The sequence below is a fragment of the Longimonas sp. genome (assembly GCF_046498435.1).
In the GTDB taxonomy this organism is placed as follows: Bacteria; Bacteroidota; Rhodothermia; order Rhodothermales; family Salinibacteraceae; genus Longimonas.
Map to the genome: position 1 here is coordinate 1 of NZ_JAWOAR010000329.1, position 24,573 is coordinate 24,573.

Consider the following 24,573-nt stretch of genomic DNA (forward strand, 5'->3'; position numbering starts at 1 on the left):
CAAGGGGGCGTCCTGTGTGCACGGGGCGTGCCGAGCGTGTTGGGACGGCGTTGAGATCCTTCCGCCTAAGGGCGTCAGGATGACGCATGGTAGAAGGTCGGTGCCTGGCTCATAAAGCGTCTCCCCTCCCCAGTCATACTGAACAGAAGGAAGCATCTCAGCGCCGTACGGGTAGAGAATGGCGCCATAGCGTCTGACCGGGCGTGTGAGGCGAAGAGCATGGCGCCTCCAGCAGGATAACATTTTCGTTTCATTTCCGACTGGGTGTTGCGTGGGAGCGCGGTGTCTATCGGGTGCATGTTCAGGCGAACCAACGGCAAAACGTCGCCTGGCCTGTGCTACGACACCTGTTTTCCTTCACAGTGACCCTGCTATCCATGCTACATCAACGCACCCTTAGTTCGCGGCTTCTGTCGCTGGTTCTCATTGTTGTGCTATCGCTTGGGCTCATGGCCTGCGATGATGATGATCCAGTACGACCAGATCCGCCTGAAGACCCAGAAACGATTGCTGATATCGTTGGCGATAGCGACGACTTCGCCACCCTGCTGACGGCGCTTCAAGAAGCCGGCCTCGCGGAAACGTTCGCTGATGAAGACGCGTCGTTCACGGTCTTTGCCCCAAACGAAGCAGCCTTCAGCCCCATCGCCGTTAACGTGCTGCTTGACCAACCGGAGGCGCTGACCGAGGTGCTGGGCTACCATGTGATTCCCGATGCGGAAATTGCTGCTGCGGATCTGAATGAAGGCGAAAACACCGTAGAGACGCTCTCAGGCGATGAACTCACCGTGGTGGTCAACGACGACGGCGTGTTCATTGAAGGCTCCGAGGTCGTCGAAACCGACATCGAAGCCGAGAATGGTATCATCCATGTGATTGACCGTACGCTTCTGGGGAACCAGAATCTGGCCAACACCGCCTGGTTTGTGGGCGAAACTGGCAACTTGTATAACACCGTTGTGGATGCTGGACTTGGGGAAGACGTTGCTGGTGCCGACGGATGGACCGTCTTTGGCCCGAACAACGCCACATTCGAAAATGCTGACCTGAGCGGATTCTCGGACGAAGAAGTCCAAGAGATTCTGCAATATCATGTGTTTGCGGAAGACGTTGTAGATTCAGGCAGCCTGCTTTCCCTGATCGACGAGAACGACGGCGCAGTCACGATCGAAACGCTGCAAGGCGAGGACCTGACGATCGCGCAAGACGGCGACCAGATCGTGTTCAACGACGGGCAGGCGACCCTCGACACGGCCAATCTCGACTACACGGCCTCCAACGGCATTCTGCACGTGATCGACGGGCTGTTGCTTCCGCCGAGTCTGCAAGAAGCAACGACGATCGCCGATGTCGTTGCTGATAGCGGTGACTTTTCAACGCTGCTTGCTGCACTGCAAGAAGCCAACCTGGTCGATCCGCTCGCAGATGAAGAAGCTACGTTTACCGTCTTCGCCCCCAATAACGACGGCTTCGCGCCGATCAACACCGATGTGCTGCTTGGCCAGCCCGATGCGCTCGAAGCGGTGCTCGGCTATCACGTGATCCCCGATGCCGAAATTGCTGCTTCAGATCTCGAAGAGGGCGAAAATACCGTCACTACACTCGCCGGTGAAGAGCTCACCGTGGTGGTCAACGACGACGGCGTGTTCATTGAAGGCTCCGAAGTCATCGAAACCGACATCGAAGCCGACAATGGTATTATCCATGTGATTGACCGTACGCTGCTCGGCAATCAGAACCTGGCCAACACCGCCTGGTTTGTTGGCGAAACTGAGCAGCTTTACAACACGGTGGTCGACTTTGGGCTCGCCGATGCGTTTGTGAATGCGGACAACTGGACCGTCTTTGGCCCGAACAACGCGACGTTTGAGAATGCCGACCTGAGCGGATTTAGCGAGTCGGAAATCCAGGAAGTCCTTCAGTACCACGTGTTCGCGGAAGACATCGTAGATTCCGGCAGCCTGCTCACGCTGCTCGACGACAACAATGGCGAGGTCACCATCGAAACGCTACAGGGCGAGGACCTGACGATCGCGCAAGACGGCGACCAGATCGTGTTCAACGACGGCGATAATGGTCCACAGGCCACGCTCGACACGTCGAACCTCGATTACACAGGCAGCAACGGTATCCTGCATGTGATTGACGGACTGCTGCTTCCGCCCAGCTTCCAGTAGGAAGCGTAGCAGCACTGTTCCATTTTGCAGATGACGCATCTGCTTGTGTTGTGCGAAAGCTGCAAATTGGAACGCCACCGCACGGATCCCTGCGCATCAGACACGTGCATCTGGTGTGCAGGGCCGTGAGGTTTATTGTGCGCCCCACCCCGCTGTTGAGCAATGCCCACTCTTCCGATGGCAGCCCCCCCTTCGGAGGCCCCGGTTAAGCCTTCTGGTGATAACGATTCGCCCGATATCGACACGCTAAAGCACCGTGTCAGCGAGTCGGACCGGGCTGCGTTTGAAAAACTGTTCCGGCAGCTCTCACCGCGCATCTTTCGGTTCGTGCGCGGTATGCTCTCGTCGGATGCAACGGCCTATGACATCACCCAAGATACGTTTGCGAAGCTGTGGGACATTCGTGCGACGCTCGACGATGTGGACACGCTCGAACCCTATCTCTTCCAGATGGCCCGCCATCGTGTCTACAACCGAAAGCGCGATGAGCGCACACGACGCGATAATGAAGCGCTGCTTGCCGATGCCCTCCACCCGGAGTCATCAGCTTCCCCCGAATCCGAACTCGACGCTGAACTGCTTCGTGATCTGTTCGACCAATGGATCGGCGAACTGCCCCCTCGCCAGCGTGAGGCGCTCACATTGCGGCGTACGCAAGAGATGAGTCACAAAGCAATCGCCGAAATTATGGACATTGCGCCAAGCACGGTGAACAACCATATTGTGCGAGCGCTTGAACACTTGCGCAACCGGCTCCGCGAACACCGCCCCGATTTGCTACCCTGACGGTTCGACGTACTTGCATGTAGCACCGCTCCCTACTGCTGTGTCAACCCTCATTTTGATGGTTGCCTTGCGATTATTCTCCCACGAAGCCTGTCATGGTGAGCGCATGGAGGTCCGACGCAGGAGTCCCGACCGCTGTCGGGGGAACCATCTCCTTGGCCTTCAGCAGATACGGAGGGACAAAGGATCCTGCCTACTTTGGGGAGATCTTTATTCACTGCGTTCATCAGTCGCTTCGCTCGTGTCAGGACTTCGCGTCTCCTTGGCGGAGCCGCTCCGCTCAAGATGACAGCGTCTGAGAGAGGCACGTTGCTACCCCAAGGCTACCCCAAGATTGACGCGTGACAGATCACTACCTTTGTTTCCACAGTACACGGCCATCCCGTTTGTCCAATGGATACGGACGCCCCGCCTCCCCGGAATGACGACAACGGTCTTCCGGAGGACCTTACTGGTCTCGAACATGCCGACGGAACGCGCGAGGAGTATGAGGCGCTCTGGCAGATGCTTCGTCAGTCCGACGAAGCCACCGACGCCGCCTTCTCGCCCGATGATGCATGGGGTGACCTGAGCGAACGCATCGACCCATCGCCCCCGTCGCCTGCGCCTAATCGGCGTGCGTCCGATCGGTCGGCCCGACAGCGCGCCTCCGACTCCGCCCCGCGCCGACTGCGCCGCTGGCGTGCCGTAGCGGGTGTTGCGGTGCTCATTGCGCTTGCTGTGGGCGTTGGGCTGTGGGCGGCGCGTCCCGTCGCTGTAGAGACCGCCCAGGGCGAACAGCGCACCGTCACGCTGCCCGACGGGTCGGTGGCCGAACTGAACGGAGCCACCACGATTACCTACCCGCGCGGATTTACCTCGCTTCCGTGGATTGGACACGAAGCCCGGCAGGTAACCTTGCAGGGCGAAGCCTTCTTTGCGGTAGAGCCTGCAGCGCGCTCCTTTCAGGTAGACACAGACAACGCACGCATCGACGTGCACGGCACCTCCTTCAATGTGCGCATGCGCAACCGAGCGGAGCGCCCGGTCACCGAGGTCACGCTGGCGTCTGGGCAGGTGCAGGTGCAGGTGCGTGGAGCCTCCGAAAGCAGCAGCGTTCGTCTCGACGAAGCCGGGGTGCAGAGCCGCGTTATCGGACGCCACGATCCGACGCCGCCCGAGCCGGTTGATGCAGACCAGGCGTCGGCATGGCGCCAGGGCGGATTTGCGGTGCGCAATGCGCCGCTGCCCGATGTGCTCCGCGATCTCGAAGCCCAGTTCGGCGTTCCCATCCGTCTGGGCGTCCCGGCTGTGCGCACCGATTCGATGACTCTGCACTACCGCCGCGTAGATCGCCTCGAATCGGTCCTCCGCGACATCGCGCTCGTACAAGACATGCAGTACCGCAAGCTGAACAACGGCTACGAACTCATTCCGCTAGACGACTCTTCCTCCGAATCCCCATGACCGCTTCAACTGGCTTCATGACGGGTTTGTGCTATGTTCTGAAGGGATGCAGAGCCGTTGCATGCATCCGGTATTCCGTTCTGGTGCTAATGGGAACCGTGATACTGGGAAGTGGACTGGCGCACGCACAAACGCCGTCCGATACCACAGAGACCGACCTTACCGACGGGGATACCACGGGCGGGTACACCATGACTCTGCGCAATGTGCCGCTCGACGAGGCGCTTCGACGCTTTGTAGCAGCCACCGAGGCCGATCTTGGCTACGCCAATGCGCTCGTTGAAGACCGCTACGCATACTGTCGCATCCGCGACGCCACCACCGAGCAACTGCTTCAGTGCATCCTCAAGGACACAGAGGTCGATTACGTGCGCACCTCTGGCGGGGCGTACGTGCTGGTTGCCGCGTTTCAGGCGCCCGATGCCACAGGCCGCCTCACAGGCACCGTTGTGGATGCGGAAACCGGCATGCCGCTCCCCGATGCCAACGTGTTGCTGGCGGATGCCTCTGCCGGGCGCGCCACGAACGAAGCCGGGCGCTTTCACTTCGGGCCCCTCCTGGCGGGCGAGCATCAGGTCGTGGTTACGTATGTAGGGTACGAGCCCCAGGTAAAGCGTGTGTGGGTGCCGCAAGACGGACAGGAACGCGTGCGTATTGCGCTGAACCCTACTTCCTTGACTACACCGCCGCTGGTCGTGAACGGGCTGGAGCGCCGCCTTCCGTCGTTCAGGATGGGCACGAATACGACCGACCGCGAGGAACTGGCGCGCATCGAAGGCCCTGGCACCCCCGACGTGGCTCACGCAGTGCGTCGGCAGCCGGGCGTTGCGCTGGGGCATCCGCGGGCCGATCTGCACGTGCAAGGCGGAGATATCGGCGAGCACGCCACCTTGCTCGATGGCGTACCCATGCGCGAGCCCACCACGCTTGGCGGTCTGGTTTCGGCCTTCAGTCCGCACGCGCTTCGACGGGTGCAGGTGCACAAGGCCGGGTTTGGCGCAGAACACGGCAGCTACACCGCCGGCGTCGTCGCTGCCGAGCACGACCTGGCGCGTCGCCATACCGAATATGCGGACGTCAGTGCCGACCCGATCAGCCTGAACGCACGCGCCCAAACAAACTGGGGGACCAACAGGGACGCGTCAGGCTACGCGATGGGGGCGGTGCGCACCAGCATGTGGGATGTGTACCGCTCGCCCGCACTGCATCATCGCCTGTCTACCTGGACACAGCCTGATCCTGCGTTGACGATGCTGTGGCTCTCGGATGCGGTAGACGATCGCGAGACGCTCACGCAACGCCCCGTGGCCGATGCCCAATTCTCTGACATCCATCTGGCGGCGCAGCACCAGCTTTCGCCGTTCCACCAGGTGTACGCGTCTGCGTATCGGGGGCACACACGCATGCAGACCAGCGTGAACAGCACAGGCATAGCGCCTGTGGATGCGAGCGATGCCCCCGGTGATGACATGCAACTTTTCGCTACACAGGGCCGCACGGGGTGGACGAACACCATGGCCCAGGTGCGCCACGAGTGGACGATTACCGATCGGGTGTCGAGCCGTCTGCGTTTTCACACCGCGCAGCACGATTCCCATTCGCTCTTTGGAATGCGCGACTCGCTGATTCAACAAACAGACACCCCGCCCGCCCCAGACGCATCGGCGTCGATCCGGCTCGATGGGGCCGACCACGCCCTTGAAGAGAATGAGTTGAACGAATGGGGCGGCAAAGCAGCCGTTGACGTAAGCCTCTCCCCTCGGTATCACCTCAAGGCATCCATTGCCCCGAGACACATGAAGAGCGTGGTGCACGTGCGGAACCGGTTTCTGGGCGCGTTTGAGCATGCCACCCGTGCATGGCACATCGAAAGCTACGCCGAGGGGGAGGCCAGTCTCGGACTGGGCACGACGCTGACAATGGGAACGCGGCTTACATACGTTTCGAATCGGCAGACGGTGTACGCCGAACCGCGTGTGGCGCTACGCTACGACCGGTCGGGCACTCCTCTCGGCGATGTAGCCCTGCGTACAGCAGGCGGACTGTACCGGCAGTACGTGACGCAATCGGAGATTAGTAACGACGGCCCCATGTCGGTGGTACCCTCGGTCCGGTTCTGGCTTCCGGTCGATGCATCGGTCGCACCGCCACGTGCTTACCACGCTACCGCCGACGCCCTCCTGATGCCGACCAACACCTGGTCCATCCGCCTGGAAACCTACTACAAAGCACAGCCCCGCACGCTGGAGGTTGATTATTCCCGACTGGTGGGCAGCATACCACTGGCGGATATGCAGGCTGTTGCCACAACACAAACAAACCAGCAGAATGATATCTTAGCACCTGGCCGGGCACGCTCGTACGGCGCATCGGTGCAGGTGCAGCGTACAGGTGCGCGGGTCGATGCCAAGGTGGTAGCCGAGACGGAACGGGCGCGCCGCTGGTACCCAGGACGGTTCAACGAGCAATTTGTCCCAGCTCCATGGGAGCAGCCCGTGCGTCTTGATGCAGATGTCACGGTAGCACTGGGGCGCGGCGTCGACGCACGTATGAGCGGATACGGCGTGTGGGGCCGTTCATGGGCGCTCCGCCGGGCCTACTACGACTATATTGCACACATCCAAGGAGGCAATTCCTTCGAAGGATTCGACCTGCGTCGTCCAGGTCAACAGCAACTCGCCCCTATGATGCGTCTTGACCTTGGACTGGGTGGCGAGTGGGAGATAAAAGGCGTGGGTCTACGCGCACAGATCAGCCTCATCAATGTGCTCGACCGTGCGAATCCTTTTGACTGGAGCCTCGACACCAGCGGAGCCACGCCCAAGGCCGTGCCGCGTAATCTGCCGGGCCGCCGCGCCTCCGCGCGGGTGGGCATCCGGTACTGAATAGATCCCAAGCTCATGCAAAGCCCAGCATCACCATGCCGACCATGCAGACAGCGGCCAGGGCCAGAAGCTTGAGTACCAGCGGCATGCAGAACCGAAACCACCGGTCGTAGGGGATGCCTGCCATGCCCAAAATGCCCATGAGCACCGCGTTGGTAGGCACGATCATATTGGCGAAGCCGTCGCCATAGAGAAAGGCCTGCACCGCAATCTGGCGCGACATGCCTAAGAGATCGCTAAGCGGAGCCAGCAGCGGCATCGTCACGAAGGCCTGGCCGCTGCCCGAGGGCACGAACAGGTTGATGACGGCCTGCATGCCCATCATGCCCACACCCGCGATTTCGGGGCCGACCGCGTCGAGCGGAACGGAGAGCGCATATACAATGGTGTGCAGAATCTCGCCCTCTTCCATGATGAGCGCAATGCCGCGCGCAATGCCTACGAGCAGGGCGGTTTCGGTGAGCTCCTTTGCGCCCACGACAAATTCCTTCGCCATCAGGCTGGGCCCCAGGCGACCAATGGCGGCCGTCACGACCCCCAGAATCAGGAAGGCAGCGCCCAGTTCGGTGAGGTACCAGCCCTGCGTGGCAATGCCCCACACCGCCGTGCCCAGCGCCATCAGGAAGGAGACCATGATCGCGATGTGCGTCCACCGAAGCGCAGGGTAGCTGGCGGCGTCGGTATCTTCCTCCTCAACAGGCATCGCAAGGTCGAAGACAAGGCTGTGTGCGGGGTTTGCCTGCACCTGACGCGCATAGCGATACACGTGGTGCGTGCCGACGAGCACAAATGGTAAGAGCAAGGCCATGCGTACGGGCCATCCCGAGTAGGTGTCGAGCCCAGCAATGCCCTGTGCAACGACCACGGTATACTGATTGAATGCCGCTGCTCCGTATCCAATGCCATATCCGGCCACGATGATGCCTACCGCGGTCATCGTATCCATCTTCATAGTGCGGCAGAGCGCTGCCAGAATCAGCACGAAGGGGATGTACTCGGCTGAGGCCCCCATAATGCTGGAGGTGAGCGCAAACACGAACATCGTGATGAAGATGAGCGTGCCGGGGCGCCCTCCCAGCGCATCCAACAAGCGCCCCAAAAGCGCGTCGATCGTGCCGGTTTCGCGAATCACCGCGAGTACGCCACCGATGATAAACAGGAAGAAGATAATGTCCTGCGAATCCGCAAAGGCCTGGGGGATGGCCGTAAACAGATCGACCGGGGTGAGCGTGCCGGCGTCGTCGACCGTTTCGAACGTGCCTGGAACGACGGCTTCGCGTCCGTTCATCATTTCGGTGTCGAACGCGCCCTGGGGCACGACCCAGGTGAGCACGAGTGCGCCGATCATCAGGAAGAAAAGCAGCGCGAGCGTGTGCGGCATCTTGAAGTTCATCGGCAGCGAAGGCTATGAAGCAGACAGCAACAGCCCGCAAGATACAGCGCGGACACGAGAACCGAAACCGGCTCGTGCCCGCGTATCCTGCTTTCGTTCACAGATCAACCCGAATCGATACGACGCCGTGCTACTGAGTGCGCAGCGTGCGGCTCGTCCATCGCCCAAGCGACTCGAACGTGGAGTAAATAACCGGCACCACGACCAGCGTTAGGAACAGCGCAAAGATGAGTCCGCCAATAATCGAGGTGCCCATCGGACTCCAGAACTGTGTGTTCTCAGATCCGAACTGGAACGCGGGGTCGAGCTCGGCCAGCAGCCCAATGAAGTCCACATTCAGCCCGAAGGTGAGGGGGATGAGCGCCAGGATGGTCGTGAGTGCGGTAAGCAACACCGGCCGCAGCCGGTCAACACCTCCGTTGATGATGGAGGCGCGATTACTGGCCCCGCGGTTGCGTAGCTGCTGGATGTAGTCGAGCAGCACGATGTTGTTGTTCACCAGAATGCCGAACAGGCTAATGATGCCGATGAAGACCATGAGCCCGAATGGCGTTTGGCTTACGACCAGCGTAAAGAGCACTCCAATTTGACTGAGGCCCACCGCCAGGAGCACGATGAGCGGGGCCGCCAGCGAGTTAAACTTGGCCACGGTAACCAGGAAGATGAGCATCACGCCGGCACCGAGCGCGAAGAGCAAGAATCCGAACGCTTCCTCCTGGTCTTCTTGCTCACCGGTGTACTGCATGGTGTAGCCGTCGGGGATTTCTTCGGCGCGGAAGTCGGCCAGGTGCTCCTGCACGCGGCTTAGCACTTCGGGGCCAGAATATCCGGGAGCGGCCTGCCCTTCAATCACAGCCACCCGGTTCAGGTCGAGGCGGGTGATGGAGCCCAGCCCTGCGCCCTCCTCAAAGTCAGCAACATTGGTGAGCGGAATAAGTGCGCCTTCGGGGTTGGCGATGCGTAGGTTCTCCAGGCTTTCGAGGCTGGCGCGATCTTCGGGGGCCAGGCGCACGGTGATGTCGTAGTCCTCTTCGTCCTGACGATAGATGCTTGCTTCGGTACCGTTGATGGCCGTACGTACGGCCTGCCCAATCTGGCCGGTGCTAAGCCCATAGCGAGCGGCTTCTTGCCGGTCAATGGCGATGCTGTGTTCAGGACGCGCCAGTTCCAGGTTATCCTGCACATCAACCAGGCCGTCGAGCGAGCCATCGCGTACGCCTTGCGCCAGCCGGTCTTGCACCTGGTTGGAGAGGTCGGCGATTACGTCAAACTCGGGACCGGTGATCTCGATGTTGACCGGGGGGCCGGTCGGCGGACCGATCTCATCGCGTTGAATGTCGAGGAGGATGTCGGGGAGCGTACCCGAGATCGCTTCGCGGATGCGTGCCAGCGTAGTGGTGCTGGGTTCGGCGCGGTCGGCATAATCGCGCAGGTTAAACGTAATGCGCGAAAGTTCGGAGCGCGGCTGCCCGCCGCCGAAGTCGCCTGTGCTGGCGACTCCTACGTTGGTAAGCATATTTTCGGTATTGGCGAACACCCGTTCGTCTTCGCGCAACAGATCTATGAGCTGCTGTTCTGCACGCTGCGTGGTTGCTTCGCTGGCGTAGATGTTGGTGCCGAGCGGCGCTTCCATCGTCACGCGTACCTGGCTGGGGTCGGTTTCAGGAAAGAACTCGACGCCGGGGTTCGCAAGATAGAAGAGCCCGCCAATGGCCAGGGCCCCCCCCAAGAGGCCGTTCAGTAGCACCGATCGGTTGTCGGTGAGCAGGCGTGGGGCAGGCACCACCATGCCCAGTGCCCCCAATGCCGCCAGCAAAGCCGGAAAGGCAAGCACGACAAGGTAGACCATCGGATCCACTGACCGCAGCACGAGCGTGGTGAGGCCCAACACGGCAGCCAGTCCCACCGCAAGTACGGCACTGGACTGCACGGTGAACCATCCGCCTCGCATCACCCCAAGTAGAGAGTGAAAGGTTGCGCCGAGTCCGCCTATCGCCAGTAGTACACCTGCTGGAATAAGCAGCACGAACGCGGCCGTTGAGCTTGCCAACATGACGATGCCCCCGAACACACCGAGCAAGAGACCCACCGTGAGGCTCCCCAGAGCCCACATGTTTTTGAGATGCGCACGGTCTCCGCTATAATCGCGCTGCAAGGCCCAGCTTAGCAGCATGCGGTGGTACGCCAGTACGCGCGGCAAGATGTCTTGAATGAAGCGCTCCGAGATGGGCTGAAAGGCATAGATGAACAGCCCGTACGCAATTGGGGTGGCTACGGCCAGCACCAGCAGCGTCTGCCAGTTGGCAAATGCCAGCGTGAGCGCGCCCACCGCCAGCGTGGCCAAGACCAAATACCAGCCGACCCGCGACAACCCAGGGCCCGCATCCATGTCGTCGGTGCGCCCGAAAATGGCCATTGTGGCGGGACTGATGAACACGGCCACGAAGAGCGAGGCCAGCAGCGAAATAATGAGCGTGAGCGGCAGGAAGCTCATAAACTCGCCAATGAGCCCGGGCCAGAGCAGCATGGGTGCAAACGTGAGGGAGGTGGTGAGCGTGGCCACCGTAATGGATCCGGCAAACTCGCCCGCGCCCTGCTTCGCGGCTTCAATGGGATTGAGGCCCTCCTCATCCATGAGCCGATAGATGTTCTCGACAATCACAATGGCGTTATCCACCAGAATGCCGAGGGCCACAATCAGCGTAAACAGCACGATAAAGTTCAGCGTGATGCCCATGGCTTGCAACACCATGAACGACACGAACATCGACAGTGGTACAGCAATAGCTACGAGCGTGGCGTTGCGCACGCCCAGGAAGAAGAGCAGCACCAGCACCACGAAGATCAGCCCGCTGATGATGTTGTTTTCGAGGTCCGAGACCAGGTCGCGCACATTCTCGCTCTCGTCGCCGGTGATGACCCAGTTGGTGCCGCTTGGAAACGGATAGTCGCCCAGCTCGGCGAGCACCGCATCCACCGTCTCCAGGATGTTGTCGCCGGACTGTTTCGTGATTTCGAGACTGATGACTTGCTCGCTGTCGGCCCAGTCGTCTACTGTTTTGAAGGTGCCATCGTCTTGCTCAGTTTGTAGCTGACGGAGCCGTGCAAACGACGATCGATCCTTAAAGCTAAACTCGACATCGGCCACATCGCGGATGTAGACGGGCGTGCCATTGGGACTGGCAATGACGAAGTCCTCGATTTCACGCGGCTCGTCGATCTCGCCGTCCACACGGATGAGATAGTTGAGGCGGTCCACATCGATCGAGCCGCCGGGTACGTTCACATTTTCGCGCTGAATGGCGCTTACAACGCTATCGTACGTAAGTCCATAGCCGTTTAGCGCATTCAGATTCACATTGACACGCACCTCCCGCTCGACATCGCCGGTAAGTTCAGCCTCGAGCACCCCAGGCACGCCTTCAATCACGTCTTGCAGGTCTTCGGCAACGCGCTGCAACCGCGCAATGGGGTAATCGGCGGAGAGGTTAACGGTAAGAATAGGGAAGTCGGAGAGATCGACCTCATTTACGACCGGCTCCTCAGCGTCAGAGGGCAGGTCGGGCAGCGCGCGATCTACGTCGTCGGTTACGCGCTGGTAGGCGTCGCTGGTGGAAGTGCCGGCCAAAAACTCAACGATGATGACGGAGACCCCTTCGGCCGAGATCGACCGGATTTCGTCGATACCCTCAATGCCTTGCAGTTCCTGCTCGATCGTCTGCGTGACGAGCGGCTCTACATCCGCCGGACTGGCGCCCGGATAGACAGTCTGCACGATGATGGTGGGAATCTCGATATCCGGGTTGGCCTCTTTCGGAATCGTCAGGTAGCTGATAAGGCCGCCGGCTGTAATGATAACCGCCAGCACCATGACGGCCGTTCGAAACGAAACGGAAAGATCGCTGATACGCATGGAGGCACAGAGGGAAGCAGTGGAAAAGGCGCACAAGGAGAGCCTATGCAGCGCCCCAGAGGGGCCGCACATGGCTGCGAGGTGTTAGCGCGTGTTCGCTACTGGGCGCTGGGTAGAACCGGGGTCGATCATCGCATCGTTGAGCGTGGCGTAGCGCTCTACAATGTTGGCCGTATCGCCCTCGGCCACGTTGCTTTGGCCGGTCACGATAACAGCAACATCGGGGGAGAGGCCATCCAGAATAGCGGTGCGGCCTTGCGAGGTGGGGCCCAGCGTGACCAGACGGCTTTCGACGCGTGGCGCCTCGCCTTCAGGGTTGGTTACAACATAGAGGCGGTAGCCGTCTTCGTCGCGTTCAATGGCACGGCGGGGCACAACAATGACGTTGTCGAGCTGCTCTCGAGGGATCAGCACGCGGCCTACCATATCCGGATGCAAGCGCCCCTCATCATTTTTAAGTTCGACTTCTACGCGAAAGGTGCGGTTTACCGGATCCACAGCGCCTCCCACAAAACGAATGGTGCCTGGAATGGCTTCGTTGCCCAACGACCGAAACCGCACGTCAACGGAGCCTTCGCGGTCAATGTCGTTGATGTATCGCTCGGGCACGCCCACAGTAAGGTACATGCGCTCGGTGTTTACCATGCGCAGCACGGGCGTACCCGGAGCGATCTCTTCGCCCGTGGTAGCAAAGTGCTCTTCGATGGTGCCGGCAAAGGGAGCCTCGATGCCGGTGTTTGCAAGCTGGTCTTGCGCTTGCTCCAGCGCCGCCTCGGCCTGTTCAACCTGGGCCTCAGCCTGGTTGAGCTGCGCACGCACGCCCTCAAACTCGATGGCGCTAATTACCGAGTCGCGATAGAGCGGCTCCTGGCGGTCGAAGCTGTCCTGGGCTTGCTCGTAGGCCGACTGCGCCGAGCGCAACTGCGCGCGCGCCTGACGCTCTGCCGCCTGCGCCTGCGTAGGATCAATGCGCGCCACAACGGTGCCCCGATCAACCTGCTCCCCTAACGCCTCGCGCGATTGGAGCCGTCCCGCCGTTTGAGCCGAGAGGGTGGCATCGTCGTCGGTTTCGAGGGTGCCTGTTAGATCCAACTGGTCCTGAAACGCTTGCAACTCGACCTGGAGAATCTCAACGGGCACGCCGTTGACGTCAGACTCTTCGACCTCCTCGGAAGAGCAGCCGGTCCAGGAAACCAGGGCCATAAGAGCAAAAGCAAGCGGAAATCGCAGCGACATGGGGGCGGTACGCATCAGCATAGGAAAGAATGAACAAGGGGGCAGCACAACGGCACAGCAGCCGGGCATGCGTTAAAACTGAAAGGTGGCATCGGGATTGGAGCGGAGCGGGCGCCCGATGGCTGTTTCCAGCGCGCTTAGCGCCGACACGTAGTCGAAGGCTGCTTGCAGCCGGTTGAGGCGAGCCTGGTCGAGCTGCTGCGAAGCCTCGCGCTCCTCAATGGGACGAGCCACGCCCTCTTGAAGGCGCTGCTGCGCGTACTCGTAGTTGAGTTCGGCGCGCTCCACGTTTTCGGTTTGGCTATCCAGGCGCTCTTGCGCAGCGCGCAGGTTGCGCAGGGCCTCTTCGACCTCCAGCTTGACGCCCTCACGAGCCCGCTCGCGGTCGATCTTGGCCTGCTCTACGGCAATGGTGCGTTGCTGCACCTGGCGGCGCGTCTGGTTGCCGTCAAAGATATTCCATGTAAGACTCAGGCCCACATTCACCGACTGATCCCAGTAGGCTGTGTCAAAGAAGCTGCGCGTTTCCTGTTCGAACGCAAAGGGATTGTCGGGGTCGGAGAGAACGGTGGTGCGGTCATCGGGCACAGAACCAACATAGTTGGCGTTGGCGAAGGCGCTTACCGTAGGAAAAAGGTTGCCGCGTGTAATGGAGCGGTCGATCTCGTTGAGTTCGACGGCCAGTTGCGCTTGCTCCAGGTCGGGGCGATGACGCAGGGCAGCCTCGGTGGCGCTGTCAATCGTAAACTCGCCAATTGCCTCGGGAGGCGTGGGGGCATCCAGATCATCGGAAAGCACAATCGGCGTATCCACCGGAATGCCCAGCACGTTCTTGAGAGCATTTACTGCAAGTTCGGCCTGATTCTCGGCATCGGTCAGCTCAGTGCGCAGGTTTGAAAGCTCCACCTCGGCGCTGAGGCGGTCGAACTTGGGCGCCGTGCCTTGCTCGACCGACCGGGCGGCCTCACGCGCCGTACGCTCAACGCGTTCAACACTTTCTTGCGTGACGCGCGCCCGCTCCTGCGCCAGCACAGCCTGGTAGTAGGTATCGCGCACTTCGTCGATAAGAAGCTGCTCCTCGCGGTCGGTGCCCCGCTGGTTGATGCGACGCAGCCGCTCGGCTCCGCGAATTGCCGAAAACGCCGACGCGTTGAATAGCACCTGCGATACGGTAATCCCGGCCTCAAACTGGTTTGGCACTGCAAACGGATTGTCGCTTCCCGCAGGTGAAATACCCGCTTCGCGCTGGCCCTCGCGCTGGCGCTCCTGAAACTCCGGAAACGAGATCGGCTGTGTTTCGGAGTTGTCGTCGGTACGGGCTTGCTCGTTGAAGGAGAGCCATTCTACAAATCCGAGCGATTCAAATAGGCCGCCCGCTTCGCTACCCGCAAAGGGGTTAGGCGAGCGCACGCTGCGGGTATACGTGCTGTTGAATGTCACATTGGGGATAAGCGCCCCCCACGCCTCGCCCACTTGAAGCTCAGCATTTTCTGCGTCCAAACGCGTTTGGCGCAGCGCGTAGTTGTGCACGAGTGCGATCTGCACGGCCTCGTCGAGCGAGAGAACCGCTGGGGTGTCGTCGTCGGCCTCATCGAGGGGCGTGTCACGGTCTTGAGCAGCAGCGTCGGGCATCCACATTGGAGAAGCGACCATCCCAACACCGATGAGAAGCGCAGCACACGCAAGCGAAAAACGAGTCATTAAACGTCCGAGGCAAGTCCAGAGAAAGATGTAGGGCGTAGGGGTGCAGGGCAGGCAGAGCTACGATGCGGGCGTTGACGTAGCCACGCCGTCAAAGAGCATGGTGGTGAGAAATGTGGCTGCCTGCTCCGGGTCTTCCAGCATAGCCTGATGCTCGCACGAGCCCGAGCTGCTTGCGTCCAGGTCGCTTGCATGCGTGTCTGCAATAGCTCGATGCACAATGAGCCCATCAATGTTTTCGATGAGCAGATGGGCCATGGCAGGCAATGGGAGATCGCGCAAGACGCCCTGAGTAGCGGCCTCTTCAAGCCGGGGCAGAAGCGCATCGACCATGCGCGCCTGTTGACGCTGAAAGTACGCCACCTTCTCGGCATCGTGACTAAAGCACATGCGGTATGCCTCTTTAATAAGAATCACGAAAAGGTCTTCGCGGTCTCGGTAGAAGGCAAGCGCCCGTAGCACCAGGTCGTGGTAGCAGGCTCGCAATGGCTGACCGTTGTCCGCAGCCATGCTACCTGTTATCAGATCGCAGATCTCGTTGTAGATCGTGTCGACCACAGCAAAAAAGATCTCCTCCTTGCCACCCTCAAAGTAGTTGTAGAGCGTGCCCTTGCCAAACTCGGCACGCTCGGCAATCTCTTCGAGTGTAGCGTGGGCGTAGCCCTTTTCGGCAAATACCGACTCAGCGGCGCGCAGCATGGCCTCGCGACGCGCCTGGCGCTCACGCTCACGGCGCGACAGGGAGGAATCGTCAGAAGAGGTCATGCAAACATTGGGCAATGTGACTGGCCAGTCATTCGATGAACACCAAGTCACTTCACGAAGGGAAGTTCACAGAAGGGTGTGAAGGTACAGGCAAGCTATGATGAAAGGATGGCCCAGACAATGGGTAGATTGGTCGTCGCTCATCCTGAAGGAATCGGAGTTATCAAGTCAAGAATAGATTCGGGATGGTCCGGAATGACCGCTTGGAGGGGGATCACGTGCAGCCGAGCAGTGACCGACAGATTCAACAGGATAACAACCCCGTTGCGCCAATTATATGCGGTGGAGCGTACCAATTGGCGCATAGCTTACCCGCCATAAATCCGCAACGCTTACGTGATTGGTAATCGTACCATCAGCCAGGGTATTACAGCAGTCGGTTGTGCCGTGCGTATCGTACACATGCACCGTCCGACACGGGCGGTCTGAACATGCTCGCTCGCCTTCCCCCCCCAATAGTGTTTGTTATGATGCGTACAACCTGGTTCTCTACTTCATTTCGCATTCCGTGGATTTCAGGCATTGCTATGCTGGCTGTGGGCATGCTCCTGGGGAGCACCGCCGGAAGCCCGGCAGCGTATGCCCAAACGCCTACTCCGGTAGCACCCTCCATTCAAGAGGCACGGATTCATGTTTTGCGGGGCCAAGATGTGGTGCAAGCGCCCAGTCTGTGGTATCAGGAAGGCGATTCGGCTCCCGACAGTCTGGGCGTTATCCGTATCCCGCGTGCGTCCCAAGATCGTCATGCCATCACCTTTCGCGATTCGGACAGCGGGTTCGACATTAACCTGCAACACGCTACGCTCATGCACAATGGGGACATTGCCGAAGTGCGTGTGCCCGAGGCGGTACTGCGCGGCGAGCGCCCGGCGCGCTTTATTATCCGTCCGCCCGATGATGACTTCTACGACGTGACCTATCCGGGGGGAACTGAAGCCTTAGAGACAACGCCCGGCGAGCAGACCGTCATCGATGTGCATGAATGGTACACGGGCGCGGAAAGTCGGTCGCTGACGCTGGCCCCCATTCGTGCCGACCGCCGTGTGAACGACCTGCCGCTCACGCGCGAGTTGCACGGAGTGATGGAAAGCACAGCATCGGGCGGCGAGCGCGTGCGGTTCTATCTTACGGTGCGTCAAGATATGCCGCTGGAGCGTGCCGCACCGCGTGAACTGACGCTGTTTCAGCCGATATCAGTCGAGCGCCCGGGGCCGGCAATTACCCGGCAGCAGATTGTGTACCGCGACCGCCCGAGCGATGCGAAGCTGGAGTGGATTACGCGCATTGGCTTTATGGCCGGGCCCAACCGAGCCACACTGCCACGCAACCAGAACCAGGAGTACAATGCCACCCGCGGACGCGGTGAAATTACTACGGCGATGCGCTGGCATACCAGCGAAAGCCTCTGGTTCCAAACAGGCGTCTTTGCTGTCTCGCAGCCTACCGTTAATGCCGACGAGAGCCACCACGACGTGCCGTACGGCCTCCAGTTTGCCACACGCGTAGGAGAACGGCGTGCCTTCATGTTCATCGGCGATGCTGCGCTCGAAGACATGCCCTTCCAGGAGCAGAACTTCAGCAAGAGCGACCAGCGCCTGCGCATGCTGATGGGTATCGATGTACAAAACCCGCACTCGTCGTATCGGGTGATGCTCGGGCCCACCTACTTTCGCGATCAGCCGTCCATCTTCGAGACGCGCTCCGACGCACGTCAGGCCGGCGTGAGTGTGCTGGCGCAATGGACGCGCCCGTTTGAGTTGGTCGGTGCCCCGCTCGTAGCCGATGCCTGGACGCGCACCGATCAGAGTTGGGGCTTCATCACCGATGCGGGCAGTTCCAACATCCACACCACAACGCGCCTTGCGCTGCGGTACCGCTTCAACCTCGGCATCTCGACCCTGGAACTGGGCCCGGTACTTATGGGGCAGTACCACAAGAGCCAGTTCGACCACGTGGATGGGCTTTCGGAGTGGAGCGCGCTCGGCGGCATCGAGCTAAAAACCAACGTGCGTCTCTTTAGTGGCGGACTGTAGGCTCAACGGGTTTCACGTTTCAAGATCAGGCGGAGGCGAAGCAGCAGTGCTGTCGGGCGGATATTCAACGTAGCGCGATACGATCTGCCGGTCCGAGCGGCTTCCCTTCGCCTCCACAAGCGCAAGGGCCAGATCAAGGCCCGACGACACCCCCGCGGCCGTCCACACCGGACCGTCGCGGGTGACGCGTTTGTGCGCAAGCTGTATATTCGGCCAGCTGCGCACCTCGTCGTAGGCCAGGTGATGTGTAGACACCGTGCGCCCCGACAGCACGCCTGCCGCGTGCAGCACACGCACGCCGGTGCACACCGAAGCCACTGTGCCGCCGCAGTCCAGGCATGTGCGAATGCGGTTTAGCACGGCCTCGCTCTGCGCCATGAAGCGGCTCCCCTCCCCGCCGGGAACGACCAGGATACCTGGAACCGGTGCGGCATCCAGCCGACTGTGCGGCGTAATTGTGAGGCCCTGGGCCCCGGTAAACGGCTCGTCAGACAGTGCCACCACGCGGCAGGGCCAGCCCTTGGCCTGCTGATTCCACACCTGAAAGCACTCGTACGGCCCCACCAGGTCGAGCTCTTCTGCGCCCGGAAAGCCCAGCACATGCACGACCGCCTCCGTATCTCCCTGCACTTGTTTAGCCATGCCGCTGCTCAAACGCATCCATAAAGTCGACGAGCGCCTCTACCGCCGCTATCGGAAGGGCGTTGTAGAGGGAGGCGCGGAGTCCACCCACGGAGCGGTGGCCCTTCAGGTTAACGAGGCCCTCGGCCTTTGCCTCTTGCAGGAAGCGCGGCTGTAGTGCATCGTCGTGCAGGCGGAAGACCGGGTTCATGGTCGAGCGCGCATCAGGAGCCACAATGCCTTCGTAGAAGTCGGTGCGGTCGATGTGGTTGTAGAGCAGCGCCGCCTTCTGCTGATTCAGCGTGTGCATGGCTTCGACGCCGCCCTGATCGCGGAGCCAGCGCAGGACCTTCTCGACCACGTAAATCGGGAAGACCGGCGGTGTGTTAAAGCGCCGCTCGGCGTGGGTGCCGTAGTCGAGCATGGTGGGCAGGTCGTCGTTGCGATGCGCCAGAAACGAATCGCGCACGAGCACGACCGTAACACCTGCAGGCCCCATGTTCTTCTGCGCGCCCGCATAGATGAGTCCGTACGGCTCCAGGTTCATCGGGCGGCTTAGAATCTCGCTGGAGGCATCCGTCACGATGGGCACCTCCGCTTCCGGATCCCCCGAGAACTGGGTGCCGTGCACGGTGTTGTTCGAGGTGATGTGCAGGTACGCTGCTTCGGGCGACAGATCCCACGACGCGCGGTCGGGAATCGTGGTGAAGTCGGTGTCTTCGGCGGAGGCGGCGGTGCGAGCGGCACCCAGGAGCTTGGCCTCGCGCAGCGCCTTCACCGACCAGCGTCCGGTGAGTACGTAGTCGGCGTGGCCGTTGGGCGGCAGGAAGTTGAGCGGCACCTGATGAAACTGCATGGAGGCGCCACCCTGCAAAAACAAGATGTGCCAGTCGTCGCCCAGCCCCAGCAGGCGGCGCAGATGGCGGCGGGCGCTCTGCTCCACCGCATCGTAGTCGGCCGAGCGGTGGCTGATCTCCATAATGGATGCACCAGCGGTGCCGTACACCGGCAGTTCATCGCGGACTTCCTGCAGTACGCTCGTGGGCAGCGTACCCGGACCCGCAGAGAAGTTGTAGAGGCGTTGAGTGCCGTCAGCAGGCGAGGCAAGCAGGGATGATTCGGACATGAAGGCGGGGGCGTGGTGCGCGTAAACAAACGATCGCAAAGGTGTACCTGGGCCGCAGGCGAATTGTGCCGCATCCGCCCGTCCGAATCTTCGTGTTGGGGCTGGCGTACGCGGAACGAATGGTGCTTGCCTGTTTCTCTATATCGCAACTGTCTGTATCGCAACTGTTCATCTGTTATGACTCGGCGCGACTGGATTAGCCTGGGAACGACTGCGGGGCTCCACCTGCTGCTGCTTCTGCTCTTTGCCGTGCTCTCGGCGGGCCGCCCCGATGTCCCACAGATCGGATACATGGAGGTTGAGTTTGGTCCCTTGGCGGAAGGGCAGCCTGTGGAGGCTGCTGAAGAGCCCACGCCGCCCGAGCCGGCCCCCGAATCTCCCGAAACCGAGGAGCAGCCCGATACCGAGCCGACCGAGGAAGCGCCCGAAGAGCCGGTGGAACTGCCCGAATCGGAGGATACCGAGGAGGCGGTGCCGCCCACCGAAGAAGAGCCCGAAGAGGAATCGCCCGAGCCTGAAACCGAACCCGACGAGGGCAACGACACCTCGGATGCGGAGTCTGATCCCGAAGCCGACGACGGCGCGGAGACCGACGAGGCACCAACCGAGGAGGGGGAGACAGAGGCCGACGATGGCACCTCGACCGACGACGATCGCAGCGCGCCCTACGACATTGAGGGGCTCAACCGCGATCCGCAGTTCGCTCCACTTCCGGTATACAACGAGCAGGTAAATGCCCGTGTCCGGGTGCGCATCACCGTCGATCCGCAGGGCAACATCGTGCGTCGCATCCCGCTCATCAAGGGCGACCCCGCGCTCGACGAAGCCGTTATGGATGCGCTGTCGCGCTGGCAATTCAATTCGCTGCCCGAAGGCGCGCCCCAAGAAAACCAGACCGGTATTATCACTTTCACGTTTCGCCTCGAATAACACCGCACTGCTCTCTCTATGATTGCCCCCACGGTATCCACAAGCATCGACGTCGACGCGCTCTACCGCGCTCTGGCGACGCCCCGCGCCATCGAAGAAAAAATGCTACGCCTCATTCGGCAGGGGCGCATCAGCAAGTGGTTTAGCGGATACGGACAGGAAGCCATTGCTGTGGGCACGGCCTGGGCGCTGCACGAGCAGGACTACATTTTGCCGATGCACCGCAACCTGGGCGTGTGGACCACCCGCGACGTGCCGCTGCGTCCGCTGCTCTGCCAGCTTTTTGGGCGCGACGGGGCGTTCACCGAAGGGCGCGACCGCACGTTTCACTTCGGACTGCCCGAAAAGCGCATCATCGGCATGATCTCGCACATGGCGGCAATGCTGCCGGTGGCGTGCGGCATTGCGCAGGCGCTTCAGTACAAGCAGGAAGATGCGGTGGCGCTCGCCTTCTGCGGCGATGGCGGCACCCGCGAGGGCGACTTCCACGAGGCGATGAACCTGGCTGCGGTGTGGAATCTGCCGGTCGTCTTCCTGGTCGAGAACAACGGATACGGCCTGTCGACGCCGACCTATGAGGCGCTGGCCGAAACCGAAATCGTGTCGATGGCCTCCGGCTACAACATGCCCGGGCGCTCGGTGGATGGCAACGACATCTTTGGGGTCATCGAAGCCGTAAAAAACGCCCGCGAAACCGCTCTGCGGCGTGGCCCGGTGCTTTTGGAGATGCGCACGTTTCGGATGCGCGGTCATGAAGAAGCCTCGGGCACTGCATACGTACCCGACGAAAAGATGGACACCTGGGCCGAGCGCGATCCGGTTGAGCGCCTCGAAGAGTACCTGCACGTGGCCGGGGGCTGGTCTGAAGACGAGCTTGAGGCGCTGCACGCTGACATTGCCGACACCGTGAACGACGCCGTAGAATGGGCCCTCGACCAGCCGCCCATCGCGAGCACGCCCCAGGATGAGTCTGCGGCGGTGTACGCATCGCAAGAGCCCCACGATGAAGCCCCGCCCCTCGAATCTGACCTCGACGACGACACCGCCACCGCTGAGCGCCGCTATATCGACGCGCTCACCGACGCGCTTGACGAAGCCCTCGCTGCCCACCACGATGTGCTCATGATGGGCCAGGACATTGCCGAATACGGCGGCGTGTTCAAAGTCACCGACGGCTTTGTGGATCACTACGGTCCCGAACGCATCCGCAACACGCCCATCATCGAAAGCGGCGCAATTGGAGCCGGGCTGGGGCTGGCCATCGAAGGGCTGCGTCCGGTTGTAGAGATGCAGTACGCCGACTTCATCACGTGCGGATTCAACCAGATCGTGAACAACCTGGCGAAGACGCATTACCGCTGGGGGCAGCCCGTGAATGTGACGATCCGTGCGCCCTACGGCGGCGGCATTGGCGCTGGGCCGTTCCACTCGCAGTCGCCCGAAGCCTGGTTCTGCCATGTGCCCGGACTGAAGGTCGTCATGCCCGCCACCCCGCGCGATGCAAAGGGGCTGCTCCACAGCGCGCTGCACGACCCGAACCCGACGCTCTTCTTTGAGCAGAAAAAGCTGTATCGCTCCATTCGGGGCGAGGTGCCCTCCACGCCCTACCGCATCCCGCTGGGCGCAGCACGCACGGTGCGCGACGGCGCTGACGCGACCATCGTAACGTACGGACTGGGCGTGCACTGGGCGCTCGACGAGGCCGCCCACTGGGCCGAGGCACACGACCGCTCGATTGCGGTGATTGACCTGCGCACGCTTGTGCCGTGGGATAAGGAGACGGTTCGGGCCTCGCTTGAAGAAACCAGCCGCGTGCTGGTGCTACACGAAGCCACGCGCACCGCCGGATTTGGCGCCGAACTGGCGGCCGAGATCACCGAAGACCATTTCGAACTGCTGGATGCGCCGCCCGTCCGCGTGGCCGGGGCCGACACGCCGATTCCTGCCACCAAAGAACTCGAAGAAACAACCTTCTCGGCGAAGCGCGACCTGCGTGATGCCATTGCGCGACTGCTGGCGTACTGAAAATGAGCCCAACCAGTCAGGGCGATTGCATGTTGAGCACCACGGATGTACAAACGACCATCACGATCCCCCCTTCTTTGTCATCCTGACAGAGCGCAGCGGCGGAAGGATCTCAGCGCTCCCCGTGCACAACGCACAACCACGGCGGACAAGCGCGGACAAGCGTATTTCCGCCTTCGCCCCTGTTTTGAAGCAATGATGTTTTGAAGCAATCACGTCTTGAAGACCACGTCTCCAGAGGGTCCTTTGGAAGGCCACGCTCTGATTGGATGTGGAAAGACAGCAGGCATTGAAAGGGAAGCATGACGGTAGAGAGCAGGCCCTCCGTCAAAGCACAACACAATATCATCCTGAAGATGCAATTGCCCTGCCCAACCAGTTGCATCTTTGAGGGCCCATTCTCATCTTGGCATATCCGTGCATTGTACGTTGACACGACCTTCGGCCTATGCCCCGCTCCTCGAAGTGCTTCTCGACCCGGACTGCGACCTGCTGGACTTTCTTAGCTCTGGCGGTGTTGTTGAGCCTCACCACGGCCTGTGATGACGCCTCACTCGACGTAAACGAGGATGAGCTTCCGGAAGAAGCCACGCGCTTTACCAGTGAGGCCAAACCGATTGGGAATGGCACCGCACAGCTTTTTGTCGATATGGCCGACGATGACACCCCCAAAGCCATCGGCATTCGCCTGACCGCCGATGCGTTCAGCGGGTTGCCCTCCCCAGAGGAAGCCCCCACGGGATCTGGACACACGCTGTCGTTTCCTGATGCCGCCCCGGTGCCGCCCTACGACCATTTCGATGTGCACTACATGCCCGCAGGCCATCATCCTGAGGTGTACGAAACGCCCCACTTCGATCTGCACGCTTACATCATAACCCGGGAAGAGCGGGACGCCATGACACCCGACACAGCACCTATCATGGAGCGGGAGCCCGATGCCCAGTATCTACCGAACGACTACGCGTACCTTGACGATAGCGCGATTCCACACATGGGCGGCCACTGGGTGGATACGACAAGCCCCGAGTTCAACAGCGACTCGTTCACGCACACCTACATCTACGGCTTTAACGATGCGGAGATGGCGTTCGTAGAACCCATGATTACGTACGACTTCTTGCAAAACCTTGACGAGCCGGTGCGGATCGAGACAAAGCTGCCTCCAAAGGTGCAACACACCGGCTATTATCCAGGAGCCTATGAAATAAAAGTGGACGCGGATACCGGCGACCGTATCATCACCATGGAGAATTTGGTGTATATGGAGGCGGAGTAACGTAGTGCCCATTAGGAACGATGCAGGTCAGAAGCAGTCAACTTCTGCATGCGGATTCGCGTAGCAACTGCTGTAGTTGCACGCGGTGTTGCATCGCGCTCTTCTACCTTCTCCGTTCGTTCACTCTGCCCACCCAGCGTTCCCCACCATGCACGCCCACATTATCTACGAGAACGAAGACTGGATGCCGCCGCTGCGCACCGCGCTCGACAATGCCGGTATCCCCTACGACGAATGGTTCATTAACGAAGGGCACT

The 24,573-nt window shown here is 60.8% G+C and carries 15 protein-coding genes; 8 read left to right on the forward strand and 7 right to left on the reverse strand.

Annotated elements, in window-relative coordinates; all coding sequences use genetic code 11:
• Positions 1–377: 377 nt before the first annotated feature.
• The 4 genes from R6U20_RS12620 to R6U20_RS12635 all read left to right on the forward strand — a co-directional run bounded on the left by R6U20_RS12620 (position 378) and on the right by R6U20_RS12635 (position 7,294).
• Positions 378–2,177 (forward strand): fasciclin domain-containing protein, encoded by a 1,800-nt coding sequence (locus tag R6U20_RS12620; protein ID WP_410338201.1) that lies wholly within the window; start codon positions 378–380, stop codon positions 2,175–2,177.
• Between the two features lie 162 nt (positions 2,178–2,339).
• Complete coding sequence (locus R6U20_RS12625; RefSeq protein ID WP_410338202.1) at positions 2,340–2,963, forward strand: RNA polymerase sigma factor; 624 nt, start codon at positions 2,340–2,342, stop codon at positions 2,961–2,963.
• 393 nt (positions 2,964–3,356) lie between these two features.
• Positions 3,357–4,409, forward strand: a complete 1,053-nt coding sequence (locus tag R6U20_RS12630) for a FecR domain-containing protein (RefSeq protein ID WP_410338203.1) — start codon at positions 3,357–3,359, stop codon at positions 4,407–4,409.
• An 89-nt stretch (positions 4,410–4,498) separates the two neighbouring features.
• Positions 4,499–7,294, forward strand: coding sequence for a carboxypeptidase regulatory-like domain-containing protein (locus R6U20_RS12635; RefSeq protein WP_410338204.1), 2,796 nt, complete (start codon positions 4,499–4,501; stop codon positions 7,292–7,294).
• A 13-nt stretch (positions 7,295–7,307) separates the two neighbouring features.
• On the opposite strand, the gene R6U20_RS12640 is transcribed toward R6U20_RS12635, so the two are convergent.
• The 5 genes from R6U20_RS12640 to R6U20_RS12660 all read right to left on the reverse strand — a co-directional run bounded on the left by R6U20_RS12640 (position 7,308) and on the right by R6U20_RS12660 (position 16,302).
• Complete coding sequence (locus R6U20_RS12640; protein ID WP_410338205.1) at positions 7,308–8,675, reverse strand: YfcC family protein; 1,368 nt, start codon at positions 8,673–8,675, stop codon at positions 7,308–7,310.
• Positions 8,676–8,817: 142 nt separating this feature from the next.
• On the reverse strand, positions 8,818–12,600 hold the full coding sequence (locus tag R6U20_RS12645) for an efflux RND transporter permease subunit (protein WP_410338206.1): 3,783 nt from the start codon (positions 12,598–12,600) through the stop codon (positions 8,818–8,820).
• An 84-nt stretch (positions 12,601–12,684) separates the two neighbouring features.
• A complete protein-coding gene (locus R6U20_RS12650; RefSeq protein WP_410338207.1) occupies positions 12,685–13,803 on the reverse strand; it encodes an efflux RND transporter periplasmic adaptor subunit in 1,119 nt (372 codons plus the stop codon).
• Between the two features lie 105 nt (positions 13,804–13,908).
• Positions 13,909–15,537: a TolC family protein gene (locus tag R6U20_RS12655; protein WP_410338208.1), complete on the reverse strand. Its 1,629-nt coding sequence runs from the start codon at positions 15,535–15,537 to the stop codon at positions 13,909–13,911.
• Positions 15,538–15,597: 60 nt separating this feature from the next.
• Entirely contained in the window at positions 15,598–16,302 is a 705-nt protein-coding gene (locus tag R6U20_RS12660) for a TetR/AcrR family transcriptional regulator (protein WP_410338209.1), read from the reverse strand.
• A gap of 467 nt (positions 16,303–16,769) precedes the next feature.
• Between R6U20_RS12660 and R6U20_RS12665 the strand changes: the two genes are divergently transcribed.
• Positions 16,770–18,335, forward strand: a complete 1,566-nt coding sequence (locus R6U20_RS12665; protein WP_410338210.1) for a hypothetical protein — start codon at positions 16,770–16,772, stop codon at positions 18,333–18,335.
• Between the two features lie 12 nt (positions 18,336–18,347).
• Here the strand turns inward: R6U20_RS12665 and R6U20_RS12670 are convergent, their stop codons facing one another.
• Both R6U20_RS12670 and serC read right to left on the reverse strand, forming a co-directional pair.
• Entirely contained in the window at positions 18,348–18,977 is a 630-nt protein-coding gene (locus R6U20_RS12670; RefSeq protein WP_410338211.1) for a DJ-1/PfpI family protein, read from the reverse strand.
• Positions 18,970–20,082, reverse strand: a complete 1,113-nt coding sequence (gene serC / locus R6U20_RS12675; protein WP_410338212.1) for a 3-phosphoserine/phosphohydroxythreonine transaminase — start codon at positions 20,080–20,082, stop codon at positions 18,970–18,972. Before serC ends, R6U20_RS12670 begins: the two co-directional genes overlap by 8 nt.
• Before the next feature lie 177 nt (positions 20,083–20,259).
• On the opposite strand from serC, the gene R6U20_RS12680 reads away from it, so the two are divergent.
• From R6U20_RS12680 to R6U20_RS12690, 3 genes are all read left to right on the forward strand, one after another.
• Positions 20,260–21,012, forward strand: a complete 753-nt coding sequence (locus tag R6U20_RS12680; protein ID WP_410338213.1) for an energy transducer TonB — start codon at positions 20,260–20,262, stop codon at positions 21,010–21,012.
• 18 nt (positions 21,013–21,030) lie between these two features.
• On the forward strand, positions 21,031–23,037 hold the full coding sequence (locus R6U20_RS12685) for a thiamine pyrophosphate-dependent enzyme (RefSeq protein ID WP_410338214.1): 2,007 nt from the start codon (positions 21,031–21,033) through the stop codon (positions 23,035–23,037).
• Positions 23,038–23,485: 448 nt separating this feature from the next.
• The gene (locus R6U20_RS12690) at positions 23,486–24,316 is read left to right on the forward strand and encodes a hypothetical protein (protein WP_410338215.1); all 831 of its coding nucleotides are present in this window, start codon (positions 23,486–23,488) and stop codon (positions 24,314–24,316) included.
• Positions 24,317–24,573: the final 257 nt, after the last annotated feature.

Bases quoted from the DNA above. Each gene is read 5' to 3' on its own strand.
- R6U20_RS12640 (WP_410338205.1), bottom strand. From the start codon at position 8,675: ATGCCGCACACGCTCGCGCTGCTTTTCTTCCTGATGATCGGCGCACTC.
- serC (WP_410338212.1), bottom strand. From the start codon at position 20,082: ATGTCCGAATCATCCCTGCTTGCCTCGCCTGCTGACGGCACTCAACGC.
- R6U20_RS12625 (WP_410338202.1), top strand. From the start codon at position 2,340: ATGCCCACTCTTCCGATGGCAGCCCCCCCTTCGGAGGCCCCGGTTAAG.
- R6U20_RS12635 (WP_410338204.1), top strand. From the start codon at position 4,499: ATGGGAACCGTGATACTGGGAAGTGGACTGGCGCACGCACAAACGCCG.
- R6U20_RS12680 (WP_410338213.1), top strand. From the start codon at position 20,260: ATGACTCGGCGCGACTGGATTAGCCTGGGAACGACTGCGGGGCTCCAC.
- R6U20_RS12665 (WP_410338210.1), top strand. From the start codon at position 16,770: ATGATGCGTACAACCTGGTTCTCTACTTCATTTCGCATTCCGTGGATT.
- R6U20_RS12650 (WP_410338207.1), bottom strand. From the start codon at position 13,803: ATGGCCCTGGTTTCCTGGACCGGCTGCTCTTCCGAGGAGGTCGAAGAG.
- R6U20_RS12630 (WP_410338203.1), top strand. From the start codon at position 3,357: ATGGATACGGACGCCCCGCCTCCCCGGAATGACGACAACGGTCTTCCG.
- R6U20_RS12690 (WP_410338215.1), top strand. From the start codon at position 23,486: ATGCCCCGCTCCTCGAAGTGCTTCTCGACCCGGACTGCGACCTGCTGG.
- R6U20_RS12620 (WP_410338201.1), top strand. From the start codon at position 378: ATGCTACATCAACGCACCCTTAGTTCGCGGCTTCTGTCGCTGGTTCTC.
- R6U20_RS12660 (WP_410338209.1), bottom strand. From the start codon at position 16,302: ATGACCTCTTCTGACGATTCCTCCCTGTCGCGCCGTGAGCGTGAGCGC.
- R6U20_RS12645 (WP_410338206.1), bottom strand. From the start codon at position 12,600: ATGCGTATCAGCGATCTTTCCGTTTCGTTTCGAACGGCCGTCATGGTG.
- R6U20_RS12685 (WP_410338214.1), top strand. From the start codon at position 21,031: ATGATTGCCCCCACGGTATCCACAAGCATCGACGTCGACGCGCTCTAC.
- R6U20_RS12670 (WP_410338211.1), bottom strand. From the start codon at position 18,977: ATGGCTAAACAAGTGCAGGGAGATACGGAGGCGGTCGTGCATGTGCTG.
- R6U20_RS12655 (WP_410338208.1), bottom strand. From the start codon at position 15,537: ATGACTCGTTTTTCGCTTGCGTGTGCTGCGCTTCTCATCGGTGTTGGG.